The organism is Mycoplasma ovis str. Michigan, assembly GCF_000508245.1.
GTDB lineage: Bacteria > Bacillota_I > Bacilli_A > Mycoplasmatales > Mycoplasmoidaceae > Eperythrozoon_A > Eperythrozoon_A ovis.
Genome location: NC_023062.1, coordinates 251,298 through 264,488, shown reverse-complemented (window position 1 = coordinate 264,488; position 13,191 = coordinate 251,298). Strand labels below are relative to the sequence as shown.

Sequence of the window (13,191 nt, the reverse complement as noted above, 5' to 3'; positions counted from 1 at the left end):
TATAATTCTTAGAAACTTCTAATTAACGCCCTTTTAAATTCCGTGTTCTGCTAGTATATTAACCAATGAATTAGATAATTCTTCTTCATCTTCCCCTTCAATATGAAATACAACTTTGGATTTACCAGTAACGCCCAAGGACATTAGATTAATAATAGATTTAGCATTAGCTCTCTTCCCTTCAAATTCCAAAAATACAGCTGATTGATATTTAGAAAGAGATTGAACTAATTTAGAAGCAGGTCTTGCATGAAGGCCCACTTCATCCTGAATTACATATTCAACTGCTTTCATAGGCTATACTAGTAGTTTATCAACAGATAACAAGAAACTTCGAACAATTACTAGTAGAATTTTCTTCTCATGTCAGCTCTTTTCTTTTTTTCTTTCTTTTGAAGAGCAGGTCTTAAGTGAAAAAGATATCTCATAGCCGTTCTCTTAACTTCAATAGCAAGTTTCTTGAATTCAATTAAAGCTTGTTCTAATTCACTGTCTTTGACCTTTATTACTGGCATATTTATTTTTTAGTTTTAGGTTGATTAACTGTTTTAGCCTTTAATCTTTTTAGTTTAAGAGGAAGAGATTCAGGGTTTCTTAAATAGGAAAGGTAAGCTCTTCTAGATCTTCCATCTCTTATTTTTTCAATCTTGTGAACTAAAGGGGAATGAATGAAAAAAGCTTTTTCAACTCAATGGTTCTTTAATTTTTCTCTCAAAAGAATATTTTCCGCTAACAAAGAACCCCTTTTTCTTATAAGTATTCCCTCAAATTTTTGAATTCTTTCTTTTTTCTTTTCATCAATAATTTTTTCTTGAACTAAAACAATATCTCCCGATTTTATTTTCTTAAAGACTTTGCTTTTTTCTACATCTCCTTGCAGGTTGTAGAAATTTTTTTTAGTCTCTAGAAGCAAGTCCATACAACTAGATCTTAATTTACCTTAATTTGGGTATTTTTTTGTTTTTCCCGAGATGCCCTTTTCGAAATAAATGGAGAAATTAATATATTCTCTCTAGGATATTTCCCCAGTGACAACTCCTCCTTGAATTAAATCAATTTATCAAAAAAAGGTTATTTGTGGACTCATAAAAAACTTATAAATGAATGAATTTAAAGAATCACTTTAAGACAAAAAAACTAATCGATCAGATTATTATGTTTTTTTCTTCGTAGCTTCAGGAATAGTACCTTCTTTTAAAAATTTTTTCATATGTTCTAATAATGTTTTTCCGTCCTTACAAATAAAACAAATACCTAAAGGAAGATTTGCCTCTTTCCCCTTTTTTCCTTTCTTTCCTGCCCCGTTACATTTCAATTTATCCTCTTCGACTTTTCCATCTTTCGTTCCTCTTTTTAAGATATTAATGGTTCGTCTGGGATTAACCATCAATCTCAAATATAGTCAGTTAATCATATCTTTTTCTCCATTTTTCGCAACTTCCGTTTTACTAAGAAATTTTGCAAGAACTTTAAACGTTTTAAAAGCATCGGGAAATTTAGACAAAGATTCTGAATCAAATAGTACTCCAAGTCACGCGCGAACAGACGTGTGGAAATTAAAAACTATATTTTTTGCAAAACTGAAATTTCAAAAGCTTTTAAGAAAATCTACCAAAAACTTAGAATTGTCACTTTCTTGGATCCATTGATAACTTGTGGGAACGATCCCAACCACACTCTTCGTCACTTCAGATAATTTACCTCAAGCTTCTTTCATAGGAGTTATGGGATCCAGTGGCTTAGAAGATGTTGTTGAAGATGATGAAGATCCTTCATAGTTAAATACCTTGGCAACTCAGCCACCAAGTTTTCCCAAAGCACTAGATACTCCTTGTTGATAAATTTCTGTACAGGCCAATCCTGTAACAGTAGTGCCACCCAACAATAATATGCAACTTCCGGCAATCTTTTCCTTTATAAATGCCCCCCCCGAAAACCTCAAACTATTTATTAATTAATTTGTTTCTCTTGTATTGAAAAACTAATTAAAGACCCTTAGAAAATTAGTTTTTCCATGCGCTATAGTCGCTTATTTGTAAAAGGAAGGGAAATCCCTGATAAGCGCTGAATAAGACATGTTAATAAATCCTCTTTTTCGGCCAGTCAGTTGTTTATTTCCCCTCCCCACAATATTCTAGTTGGGGACATAATTATGAAAAAATCTGACGTAGAAATATAAGTCTTGAAGATATAAAAATTATCCAGAAAAATATCAAAACCAAGATATTTTTTGTAAATTAACAACTATTGAAGAATTAAGAAAATTAGTAAAGAATATTTCTTATTCCCGAATCAATATGTGCCTTATGAACATAATTGGAAAAAAAGAAATAGAACAATTTCTTAGATCTAAAAAATGAAATTAAAAAAATCAGTTAAAGCCTAAACTAACCTTTTTAAGTTATAAAAGTTCTTCTGATCCGCAATCACTTAATTCTCCAAATACATAAATATTACTTTGTGTATCTTTTTGTAAATTTGTGGTTAATTTAATTGCTTCTTCATCCTGCTTCAAATCTTGTCAAGTAGTAATTAGTAGGTTTGAATCAGTAAATTTATCACTTTTGAAGACTACTTGATTTTTATTTCAAACAACTTCATAAGTCATATCTATTTCGTTTTCAACATTTTCTCCTACAGCAACATCATCCTTAAATAAAGATTTTGGAAATCATGCCATTAAAACATCCCCCTCTTCTTCATTCAAGAATTTATTAGAACAAGAAAATAAGAACAAATCGCTAGAAGATATTCCAACGACCTTTGGAAATGATTCAGAAGATGCGATGGTTTCCAGTAAAGTGCATGCACCAGAATCTTCATTACTAATTTCCGTTTCCCGACTATATAAGTTGCTAGAATCAACTTTATTTCCAAAAAATGTAATGGGTAAAGTTAATAATCCAACGCCAAAAATAGAAGAAAATAGAAAAAGTTTAGATCCTAGAAAAGACAAGAAATAACTCTAAATTTCGAGGTTTCTTAAAGAAACTTTATTCCTGCAAGTTTAAGAATTTTAAGAACAATTCTATTAATTAACCTAGTTTTGTTTTCCAAATATTGTTCGTTATAGATATACAGCGAAAACCAATTATCTTTTTAATTGTTGGAAATCAACTCATCCTCAAATAACAAAAAGATTTCTGGAATATTTTCTTTCATTTTTACAACTGTAACTTCCTTTCCACTTATAACCTCTGACCTTTGAGAACATTCTCCAACTAAAGAAGAATGTTCAAATTTATTTCCACTAAAGATGATACTTAAATTTCCGGAATCCAATAAAGTAGTTTTAGTTGTAATATCAAATGTATTTCCTGACCTCAAATTTCAAGAATTGGTTATTACCGATTTTGGCAATAATCCTAACCAATCACTAGGGATTTTGCTCTCTTCTTCATCTGATTGGTTGGTATTTTTACACACAATTGTTAAATAGTCATCTTGTCGTTTATAAGAGTGATTTCAAAGAATATTAGATTTTTCTTCGGAAGTGTCAATAACCTTGCAATTCCCACCCTTCCCAATAATATTGGGTTGCACAGAATCTTCTGTAGGTTTTTGAACTTCTTCCAGTTTAGTTTCAGCTTCTGTTATAGGTTCTTGCCCTTTAGCTTCTACTTTTTCTCCTCGAGAACTGTTTTCCTCATGAGTTTGTGGATTGTCTTGTTGAAGTGTAGAGCTCACAGAACTATCAGTTTTTCAAAATAGTAATGGTGCACCTACACTTCCTCCTAGGGTTGTAACGGTGGCTACGACTTTAGGAAGAACAGCCATATTAAAAAATAAAACCTCTTATGGAAGTTTTGAGTGTATGTTAATAAAAATAAGGATTTATTTTATATTTTTAATACTTAACTAACAATTATTAAAAAAATCTTTATTTAATTCTTTTTAAATCGGAATATCTAAGAAAAAAATTAAAAACCTTTGAGTAGAAAATTAAGTCATTAATTTTTAATTCTTGACTTTCTTTGATGTTCTCAAAAAGAAATAGATTTTGCGATCATTATTTTCTAAATCGAGAGGTGTTAGTAGGTATGCCACATCATTTAAAACTTCTATAGATGTTTCTCCCCATTTTCCATATATAGATTTTTTAAATTGTTGACTTTCAAACTTAGTGTAATTTGTATCTCCAGTTAAGTCATCGTAAAATTCAGCACTTCTGTCTTCAGTTGTTGTTTTAACTTCAAACTTCTTATTTTCTGTAAGTTATTCTCGTTTTTCTTTAAATATCTCCTTAGGAAATCATCCTGTCCATCTAGAAGCTTCCAGCACTTTATCTTTATTTTTGTTGCCATTCTCACAATAAACAACAAGATATTCAAGAGATGTTTCAGATAATTTAACCTCTTTTAGATCAATTCATTCAACAAACGAACAATTTTCTAAATCCTGTTTACTTAATGTTTGTTCTAGCGACTTAACTCCTTCAGCTTGGCTTGTCGAAGGAACAGTAGAAGTTTGTTTTTGTTGAGAATCACCCTCTAGAGTAGTTTGATATTTTGGTGTACTAGAAATTTCTGATAAGGAACTTTCTCCTGTAACAGTTTGAAGGGCTTGCCCATCTTTTCCAGTTGATGTATTAAATAAGCTAACTTGATTATTAATCAAAGAAAAGGCTCCCGCAGAAATACCTCCGGCAATCACAGAATTTAAAAATAATGTTTTTAAGCTAAACAAATCAAAAAACTAACTGTTGAAAGTCAAAAATTAAACGGAATCTTAAATAACTAAAAAACTAATAAATTCTTATTCTTCAGTGAGGGGAGGGAGGAGGAGATATATTACATTATCTTTTCAACCTCCTTCTTGTATTGTTACCGAAACTGCTCTTTTATTTTCTAACTTCTCATCCGTTTCTTCCCATTTCCCTTTTACAGTATCTTTTAACCCTTTTCCACTAAAAATAGCTACCATAACACTTCCTGAAACACCCTCTTCTTGTTTTGTCTCAGCACTTATATCTAATTTTTGATCTGAACCACCTCCAGCAGTTTGTGCAGAAAGAATAATTTGCGGGAATAATCCTGTTCAAGTGTTGGGAAGAGTTATATAACCATCATCTTCAACGCTAGAATTTTTACAAATTACTTCTTTTTAATCCCCTTCTCTTTTGTGTTGTTTTGTAAGAAAATCTCCGACTCCGGCTTCAAAGGAGGTAATATCGCATCTTCCTTTAACGACACTCTTTTTCTCTTTAGGTGTGTCAGTAGTTCTCGCCGTTAAAGAAGTTCCGCTTAAAGGCTTGAGGGATTGCGATAAGTCCATTGAAGAACTTTGTGCCCTCCACAGACACAGAGGCACCCCGATACAACCACCAGCCATAGAGGCTACTGCAATTAAAGCTTTTGGACTAATAGTCAAAATAAAAATTATTTGTATTAACTAGTTCTTTCCCCCTAGAGACTTTAATTATATTTAGTCCTACGAACGAACTAATCTAAAGTCTCAACTATACATTTTTGCAATCTCAAACATTTAGTAATTATCTGTTCATTATTTTTTTGTAGTTCAAAAATTGGATTGCAAATTTGGTTGAATTTATTGATTAAGTTTTTTTTTTTGGGGGGGGCGTTTAATGGGGTGCAAAAATAATTCATCTTTGCGGATAGTTTCCATGGTCGTGGAAGCTGTTGACTTTCTCAAAATGCATTCAACATTTCTTTTCAAAGAATAAAAGAGAAAGGGAAGACCAACGTTTGAATTTGTCATAAGACCTCATAATTCTCCTGCTAAACATACTTTTATTTCGTTTATAGTAATGTTTTGAATAGTTTTGAAATTTCCATGATGACAAAAAATGAAATGCCCCCCCCAACAAGAGTACCTTTACATTTTTTAAAGCCTTCCTCCGTTAATTGTTCTGAAGTTGAACTTACAAATTTGCATTTAGATTTAGAAATATCTTTTACTTGGAGGAAGGGGATTCCTCCTTCTTTGCAGAAATAAAGCTTTTCCAAATATTTATTAGATCTTGGAGGTCTCCCTCCCTTCACGATTGCAAACAAATTCCCAAAAGTTTCATTGGTGAATTCTTCTAAATTGTCAAACAAAATATGGTAGTAAGCTTCCATTCACTCTTCAAGTTTCTCGTTTATTTTTTTCTTTAGTTGAATGATTTTATCTAGAGTTTCGTATTTATTAACTACTTTTTTTTGAACCTCCAAGGGAGGTACTGAAATGGGCAGTTTTATGAAATTCTGTCAAGAAAGTTCACTCCGAACTCCTCTACCTGCCATATACAGTGCTCACGAATTATTCAAAGTGCTTTTTAAAATCATCATTAGATATTTGCTCAAAAGTAATGGGTTATTCACCTTGAAAACTAGATAATTCGGACTAGTTATTGCATCGCTTTTTCCCTCATAAAGAGCAATTGCTAACCTCCTGTCCCTTCCGGCATTCATCAAATCTGAAATGAAAAAGTTGGTCTCGACAATCTTGGAGCTTTTTAAATTCAGATCATTAACTATTGTTTTTCCAGAAATAATTTCCTTATCCGCGACCCCAATCCTCGTATATTTTTCTAAATTCTTATTCTTCTTATTAACTAAGGAGATGAAATCTCCTAAAGTGAAAATATTATCGTTAGAGCTTAGACTAAAAACTACTGTTGAATTCCTAAATAAACATTAGCTTTAGAACTAAAGTATCCTGTTGTCTGTTCTTCTATTATCAAAATTTATAGGTAAAGATTTTTATATCTAGAGGAGAAGTCAGTTAATTTATTAATAATTAATAAAGCAAGAATCTTTTATCTTCTTACTCCTTTTCCCGCGGAACTTACTAATTGGTTAATTCACTTTGTCGCTTCAAAAGCTTTTTAAGATCTCCCTGTTGAATACATGGTTCTAAACATCAGGTAGCGATGAAATAAACAAGTTGATTCTCCTTGTTATGCTCAGCCCAAAAATTCTTAAATTTAAAAACTCTTGAAAATCTAGTAAATCCTTCCAAAAAAAGAATCTAATTCTAAACCCACAAATAAAAAAGAAATAATGAGTTAAAAACTTTTGAGGGATCTTAAGCAAAAATAAAAGAAACTGTTTTATAGTAAACTCACTCTTTCGAAATTCTATTTTGAATCTACTTCTTCCGTACGAGGAAAGACTAAATATATTACGTTAGATTGGTAATTCCCTTCTTGAATTGAAACAGAATCTACTCGCTTGCCTTTTGGAGATTTATCATCTCAAAGATCCAGTCTTCCTCTAATGGTCTCTTTAACTCCTGTTCCACTAAAAGTTTCTCATGTAATGCTCCTTTTTTCTAAATCGCTTTCTTCTTGACTTTCTTTAATTGTTAATTCAAATTTCTCTCCGCCCCCTTCAAGAGATTGTTTCGACAAAATGACCTTGGGAAATAAACCTGTTCAAACATCTGAAAAAATAGTATCTTTCTCTTTGTCAACACCAGTACTTTTGCAAATAACTTCGACATAATCATCTTGTTTTTTACTCTTATCTTTAAGGAATTGTTCTAATTCCCTCTCTAAATTAGTGATATTACACCCTCACCAAACAATACTTTTAACCTCTTCATTTTCACTAGTATTTCCCGAACTAAAAGTGGTGCTAGTTGTAGATTGAGAGGAAGTTGATTGGAGACTAGGTAGCTTGGCTGAATCTTCTTGAGTTGGGGTAGTCGATGAACGAAGAAAAAGCGGAAGACCTATACAACCTCCAACGGCACAAACTACAGCAGAAGTAGAAAGGAATTTTACAGCTACAGACATGTTAGAAAAGGTATTGTAACAACTCTTTTATATTTTCTATCAATTGTAGTTAGTCCCGAAAAGATTTAATCAAAGGTTTGTATATATTTGTTTAACTTGTAAAATTAAGTTTTCTAATTAATTCATGAAGGACATGAGTTTATTCCGGATTTATATTTTCAACTAGTATTAGCTATTAATAACCTTTCCGAAGATCCACAAAAGACCAGTTTTATTTGTTGTAAATTAATTCTTATTATTAAAAGAGCCTTAGTCTAAACAAAATAAACTTTCTCCGTTACTTCACTTTATTTGAATAACTGAGACCATAGCAAATAATGAAAAGAATTTTTTAATCTTCCTAAAATACTACCTTAAACTCAAAAACATTGACTGGAAGAGTTTTTTTCCAAAGAAAGATAAATATATCCCTCTACTAATAAATTTCTTTACTTTTTAAGAAAGTTTGTGAAAATTTAAGAAGTTTTGTTGCTTTCCAAAATGACGATACATAAACTCTTTAGTATTTCTCTCCTCCTTTTAAAAAGTTATTAATAATTCCTTTTTTAAAAGTAAACGACTAGTAATAGTTGTTTATAACACATAAAGGCATTTAATTAATTTTTTAAATACAAAAAACAAATTAATTAATAAACAGTTTGAGATTTTCGGGGGGGGCATTCATAAAGGAAAAGATTGCCGGCAGTTGCATATTATTGTTGGGTGGAACTGCTGTTACAGGATTGGCCTGTACAGAAATTTATAAAAAAGGAGTATCTAGCGCTTTAGAAAAACTTGGAGGATGAGTTGCAAAGGTATTTAACTATGAAGGATCTTCAACTTCTTCTTCATCATCTTCCACACCTTTGGATCCTATCGCTCCTATTAAAAAAGCTTGAGGTAAATTATCTGGATTAGCGACAACGGTTGTTGGAATCGTTCCGGCGGGTTATGAGTGAATCAAAAAAAGTGAAAATTCACAATTTTTAGCTACTTTTTTTAAAAGCTTTTGAAATTTCAATTTTGCAAAAAATATAGTTTTTAATTTCCACACTACTGTTCGCGCATGGTTGGGAGTACTATTTGATTCAGAATCTTTATCTAAAATCCCCGATGCTATTACAAAATTTAAGTCTCTTGCAAAATTTCTTAGCAAAAGTGAATCTTTGAAAAATGGAAGTAAAGACATGATTAATTGACTCTATCTAAGATTTTTTGTTAATCCTAGAAGAACTATTAATGTCCTTTGGAGAGGCCAAAAAGCAAATGAAAAGGAAGGAGAAGACGGCCTTAAATGCAATGGCAAAGGAGGAAAAAAGAAGAAAGGACAAAATTTACCTTTAGGAATTTGTTTTATATGCAGTACTGGACAACAATTAATAGATCACATGATTAATTTCCTGAAAGAAGGAACAATGCCACCTAAGGAACAATAATATTTGGAAGACAATTAATGCATTAATTTAATAATTATTTGTATAAATAATTTCTGTAATTTCAATTTATAGCTCTATTAATGTAGAATTTCCTTCAAATTTTTTTGTACAAGATTTTTATTGATTGTTTCTTCTAAAGTAGGGAAAAACAAAAAATTATTAAAAGACGTTAAAGGCTACAACTAATGGGCGTAGCTAGTATTATTGTCTCTGTAGACTAGAGTTAAAGCGAGGGAAATAAAGGAAATTAGAAGAGACAATGATTATTCTTTAAAACTACTCTTTGGTTTATAATATAGATAACGTCTTTTAGGTAATAATTATGATTCTTGCTCTTAAGGCTCTTATTGGAGTGGCCGTTACAGGCATGGGAGCTATTGTTCCTATGGCGATTAAACAGGCGGGGGGGGACATTGGTGTCACTCAACAGGTTGCTGAATTCCTTAGGGGATCTAAAACTTTACAAGAAATACAAAAACAAGTTGCTGAAAATAAAGCTTTAAGTAAGAAACATGCTAATATCTCTTTGGCTCTTGGCACGTTAAGTGTCAAAAAATGTCAATTAATGCAAAATCATAAAAATCCAAACAATTGATTCAATTCTCTATATGGTTGTAAGTTAGATGACAATAAGTTTGAGTTTTACTATCTTGGATCTGAGCATTCAATCGCCAATGCCGATAGCTCTTCTTTAATTAAGAAGGTTACTTCTGTTGATTATCAAAGAAGCTGGAATTGAGATGGTTCAGACGCTCATCTTCAATTAACTTTGGAAGACGGAAGTAAGGTTGATTGATTAATTTTTGCTAATAGCGGTTGGGAATACTTCAAGAATGTTAAGTTGGAAGATAGTTGTAAGATTGTAACCCCTATGGCTGGTAGGGACCTTCTTAGATGTGAACTAAAAGATTCTAAAGATGGCTCCTCTTTTGTTTACGCTTTTTCAATTTTTTAGTTAATTCAGGTTTTTAGTAAGTTATTTTTTCTAATCACTTTGAATAGTCTCAAAGAAAAACTAAAAAGCTCTGGTCTTTTATTAAATATCTAATTAGATAGTTATTTATTTTGTTTTCTCTAAGAACTTTTTTGTTTCTCGGAACTATAGGAGTTCCTGCAGTAACTTCAACTGTCTTTTTCGGCACTAATTTGTTTGGAAACTTTTATACACCTCCTGCAACGAGAATATTTCAAACTTCTACAGAAACCACTCAGCAAGGAGACTGTAAAGCAATAAAGTTATCTGATTCCGCAAAATGAAATAATCTAAAGTTGTGGGTATGTTCTGATGAGAAAAGTCCAAATATTCCTGTCTTCTATCTTTTTTATAAATAACACTCTCAACAGAGAGATACACAAATACTAGAGAATCTTACAGCGCACAAGGTTTCCAAGATAGAACTAAAACAAGTCAAAACTTCTTCTCATCAACTCGGAAAATATGAGTTAAATATTTTCTTATCTAATGGAGAAAAAACATGAGCTAGACTATATCCTTCGCCAATTTACGATTATGAAGATGAGGTAATGACGGAAGAAGAATTTAATGAAAAAGATGGTTTCTTTCTGAAAAATTCCTTAGATGTTTTAAATGTAAAAGACTGTCAAATGGTTACTACACAACCGAGCGGAAACTGAAATTCAATAAAGTGTTTGGAGAAAGAATACTCCCTAACTGATAACAATCAAGTATTTTTCTAGTTATCTCGAAAGATAAGAATTAATTACTTTAAGAATCTCCCTTTGTCGGGAGAGTTCTTTTAATGCATAGAAAGTTTATGACTTAACTAATAAACCTAAAGTAACTGTAAAGTGATAATAAATTAATTAATAATTTTTTTAATAAAGCCAAAGATTTAGACCTTCGAAATTACTTTTTAATTCTTGCTTCTTAAGGTAATCTTTCTTGGGAATTCATTAAAGATCTTTCCATCACTAGTTCTTATTTTCCCATCACCAACTTCAATATTATTTAGACGATCTCCATATGCTCCTTTAAATTCGCCTCAACCATCACCCTCTTTTCATGTCTCACCATTTCCATTTTTTGTATAAATAGTCATAACTTGATTGCTGAATACTTTGTCCTCACAATCAGGTAGGCCATTTAATGAAACCTTTTTAGTCTCAACCTTAATTTGTTCTCCTGAAAAAGCCTCTTTTAGCTTTGCTCCCAATAAAGGTAATTTTTTATTAAAGCACTCATAATATGGTTTTAAAACAGATTCGCTTTCCTTTTCTGTTTTATAAGTCTTCGCTTGCAATCATTCCACGACAACATTCTCATAATCCAAAACACCATACCAAAAATTTTCAGACTTTCCAATTACTTCCAATTTATTGCTTGTTCCGCAACCAACTGCAACCAAACCTCCTTTAATAAAGTCACCTACTAATTGTTTGCTATCAATTTCCGATAACACTCCTACTCCCAACAATTTCTTCTGTTCGCGGGAACTTTCACAATTTAATGAACTTAAATCAACAGACTGAATCTCGTTCTCCTTTTTTACTAATATTGCTACTTTTTTCTGGCCAGCAACTGTAGTTGCCTCACCACTCATTACCTCCAATGTTGTTCCTTTGCCATAAAAGTCTGAAAAAACTAAAGCTACAGGGGCTCCCATAACCACGCCCAAAATAAGAACTTTTTTAAGAAATAATCAAAATGCCATAAGCCTTCTTTATTTTAGTGATAACTAAAAATTCAGTTCTGCAAAGTGAATTTTGAAAAAAGAAGATGAATTACTAAATTTTTGCCAATAAATTTTCTTTTAAAAGCAGTTTTAAAGCTAAACTAGAGTTACTGACTTTTAAAACAAAAAAACCTAAAAATAAAACTTACTAAAACTTTTTATGTAAACTAATTTATCCTTTATTTATCTTTTGATTTAACTAATTTATTTTCCTCCTAAAAACCTTTTAATCCCCGCTCCACTCACTTTATAGATATTATTTACAGTACTTGTTTTTTCAAATTTTGATCTATCAATTCTAGTTTCGGTTTGTAGTCTATTAAAGGTACCTGCTACAAAAGTTCCCCCTACACCAATTAGTACTAGAGGCAAAAAATATTGAATTGGTAACAATTACGAAAGAAACTTTAATTAATCTGGAATGTTGGGTTATATTTTGGATTTCACTTCATAAAATGTCCTTTCGAATCTTGTATTCCTTCTGAAGTTATAGAGATTCGGTCTATTCTGTCCAAAATTAAACCATCCAATTCACCCAAATTAACTCCTTGAACATCTCCTCAATTCGACAATCCCTTAAATGTTCTACCAACAGTTTCTGAAGCGTTTGTCGCCTTGTCCTTCCAATCTCCAACAATTACGGCTTGGCTACCAAGTCAAGCAAAACCTTGTGCATAATTACAACCAGTTTTTCCAAAATTAACTTGAGAATTTCCAATTGCCTTATCTGCATAAATCTTTGCTCCTTGATTAGTGTTTCCTAGGAAAATTGGCTTATTTTGTTTAATGACTATTTTCAAAGGACCAGTCAAAAAACCTTTGTAGGATTCAAAAGCCTTATCGCACCATACATCCGGACCAACGCTATCTTCATTCTTGGTAAATGTTGTACCCATAAACCAATCTTTTCAAGTTTTGTACTTCGGAGAAGAATAGACTTTTCTCGTAACACCCGTTCAATCAGTTACTCTCCAACCTGGTATATAGAACATACCGTTCTTGGCACTTCCAATCATTACTCAAGGCTTATTTTCATCTTTGGTTTGATCTGTTGCTACAGAACTTAACTTAATCCCTAAAGCTCCTTTTAACTCTGAACCTACGCCACCAAACTTCTCTGTTTTAAGTGCGGTTTTTATGAATAAACCATTATCGATAGAAAGTCCATTAGAGTCCTTGAAAAAACTAATGTAATTTTGACTATGACTGGAATCTGAAGAAATTTTTATGTCTCTGGAAAAACTTCCATCTAGAACGCCCCCCCCAGCGAAAGCTAGAACAGTAACTGGAACTCCACTTGCAGTAAGAATTCCAATTAACTTACTCATAATTGGAATTATTT

20 protein-coding genes are annotated in these 13,191 nt (G+C 31.8%); 5 read left to right on the top strand and 15 right to left on the bottom strand.

Annotation, left to right across the window (positions count from 1 at the left end):
• Window positions 1-33: 33 nt before the first annotated feature.
• From MR07_RS01460 to MR07_RS01430, 7 genes are all read right to left on the bottom strand, one after another.
• Entirely contained in the window at window positions 34-294 is a 261-nt protein-coding gene (locus MR07_RS01460; protein ID WP_024071100.1) for an HPr family phosphocarrier protein, read from the bottom strand.
• 50 nt (window positions 295-344) lie between these two features.
• Entirely contained in the window at window positions 345-515 is a 171-nt protein-coding gene (locus MR07_RS01455) for a hypothetical protein (RefSeq protein WP_024071099.1), read from the bottom strand.
• A 2-nt stretch (window positions 516-517) separates the two neighbouring features.
• Window positions 518-919, bottom strand: a complete 402-nt coding sequence (locus MR07_RS01450) for a 50S ribosomal protein L19 (protein ID WP_024071098.1) — start codon at window positions 917-919, stop codon at window positions 518-520.
• Window positions 920-1,153: 234 nt separating this feature from the next.
• A complete protein-coding gene (locus MR07_RS01445; RefSeq protein WP_024071097.1) occupies window positions 1,154-1,942 on the bottom strand; it encodes a hypothetical protein in 789 nt (262 codons plus the stop codon).
• 459 nt (window positions 1,943-2,401) lie between these two features.
• Window positions 2,402-2,956 carry a hypothetical protein gene (locus MR07_RS01440; RefSeq protein ID WP_024071096.1) on the bottom strand — a complete coding sequence of 185 codons (555 nt, stop codon included), beginning with the start codon at window positions 2,954-2,956 and terminating at the stop codon, window positions 2,402-2,404.
• Window positions 2,957-3,099: 143 nt separating this feature from the next.
• Window positions 3,100-3,777, bottom strand: coding sequence for a hypothetical protein (locus MR07_RS01435; protein ID WP_024071095.1), 678 nt, complete (start codon window positions 3,775-3,777; stop codon window positions 3,100-3,102).
• Window positions 3,778-4,215: 438 nt separating this feature from the next.
• A complete protein-coding gene (locus MR07_RS01430) occupies window positions 4,216-4,686 on the bottom strand; it encodes a hypothetical protein (RefSeq protein ID WP_024071094.1) in 471 nt (156 codons plus the stop codon).
• A gap of 79 nt (window positions 4,687-4,765) precedes the next feature.
• On the opposite strand from MR07_RS01430, the gene MR07_RS01425 reads away from it, so the two are divergent.
• The gene (locus MR07_RS01425) at window positions 4,766-5,062 is read left to right on the top strand and encodes a hypothetical protein (protein ID WP_024071093.1); all 297 of its coding nucleotides are present in this window, start codon (window positions 4,766-4,768) and stop codon (window positions 5,060-5,062) included.
• Window positions 5,063-5,103: 41 nt separating this feature from the next.
• Here MR07_RS01425 and MR07_RS01420 read toward each other — a convergent pair whose 3' ends face one another.
• The 4 genes from MR07_RS01420 to MR07_RS01405 all read right to left on the bottom strand — a co-directional run bounded on the left by MR07_RS01420 (window position 5,104) and on the right by MR07_RS01405 (window position 7,741).
• Entirely contained in the window at window positions 5,104-5,370 is a 267-nt protein-coding gene (locus tag MR07_RS01420) for a hypothetical protein (protein WP_024071092.1), read from the bottom strand.
• 71 nt (window positions 5,371-5,441) lie between these two features.
• Complete coding sequence (locus MR07_RS04575; RefSeq protein ID WP_144079550.1) at window positions 5,442-5,666, bottom strand: hypothetical protein; 225 nt, start codon at window positions 5,664-5,666, stop codon at window positions 5,442-5,444.
• A gap of 93 nt (window positions 5,667-5,759) precedes the next feature.
• Window positions 5,760-6,413: a restriction endonuclease subunit S gene (locus tag MR07_RS01410; protein ID WP_024071090.1), complete on the bottom strand. Its 654-nt coding sequence runs from the start codon at window positions 6,411-6,413 to the stop codon at window positions 5,760-5,762.
• Window positions 6,414-7,081: 668 nt separating this feature from the next.
• Window positions 7,082-7,741 carry a hypothetical protein gene (locus MR07_RS01405; RefSeq protein WP_024071088.1) on the bottom strand — a complete coding sequence of 220 codons (660 nt, stop codon included), beginning with the start codon at window positions 7,739-7,741 and terminating at the stop codon, window positions 7,082-7,084.
• A 638-nt stretch (window positions 7,742-8,379) separates the two neighbouring features.
• Between MR07_RS01405 and MR07_RS01400 the strand changes: the two genes are divergently transcribed.
• Together MR07_RS01400 and MR07_RS01395 are read left to right on the top strand one after the other, a co-directional pair.
• Entirely contained in the window at window positions 8,380-9,156 is a 777-nt protein-coding gene (locus tag MR07_RS01400) for a hypothetical protein (RefSeq protein WP_024071087.1), read from the top strand.
• Window positions 9,157-9,478: 322 nt separating this feature from the next.
• A complete protein-coding gene (locus MR07_RS01395; RefSeq protein WP_024071086.1) occupies window positions 9,479-10,111 on the top strand; it encodes a hypothetical protein in 633 nt (210 codons plus the stop codon).
• Window positions 10,112-10,124: 13 nt separating this feature from the next.
• On the opposite strand, the gene MR07_RS04345 is transcribed toward MR07_RS01395, so the two are convergent.
• Window positions 10,125-10,298 (bottom strand): hypothetical protein, encoded by a 174-nt coding sequence (locus MR07_RS04345; RefSeq protein ID WP_158432909.1) that lies wholly within the window; start codon window positions 10,296-10,298, stop codon window positions 10,125-10,127.
• A gap of 4 nt (window positions 10,299-10,302) precedes the next feature.
• Here MR07_RS04345 and MR07_RS01390 point away from each other — a divergent pair, with 4 nt between their 5' ends.
• The gene (locus MR07_RS01390) at window positions 10,303-10,488 is read left to right on the top strand and encodes a hypothetical protein (protein ID WP_158432907.1); all 186 of its coding nucleotides are present in this window, start codon (window positions 10,303-10,305) and stop codon (window positions 10,486-10,488) included.
• Window positions 10,489-10,680: 192 nt separating this feature from the next.
• Window positions 10,681-10,854, top strand: coding sequence for a hypothetical protein (locus tag MR07_RS04340; RefSeq protein WP_024071084.1), 174 nt, complete (start codon window positions 10,681-10,683; stop codon window positions 10,852-10,854).
• A gap of 176 nt (window positions 10,855-11,030) precedes the next feature.
• Here MR07_RS04340 and MR07_RS01385 read toward each other — a convergent pair whose 3' ends face one another.
• The 3 genes from MR07_RS01385 to MR07_RS01375 form a co-directional block, all read right to left on the bottom strand.
• Window positions 11,031-11,828 carry a hypothetical protein gene (locus MR07_RS01385; RefSeq protein ID WP_024071083.1) on the bottom strand — a complete coding sequence of 266 codons (798 nt, stop codon included), beginning with the start codon at window positions 11,826-11,828 and terminating at the stop codon, window positions 11,031-11,033.
• 225 nt (window positions 11,829-12,053) lie between these two features.
• Entirely contained in the window at window positions 12,054-12,221 is a 168-nt protein-coding gene (locus MR07_RS04335; RefSeq protein ID WP_158432905.1) for a hypothetical protein, read from the bottom strand.
• Between the two features lie 35 nt (window positions 12,222-12,256).
• Entirely contained in the window at window positions 12,257-13,177 is a 921-nt protein-coding gene (locus MR07_RS01375; protein WP_024071081.1) for a hypothetical protein, read from the bottom strand.
• Window positions 13,178-13,191 lie beyond the last annotated feature (14 nt).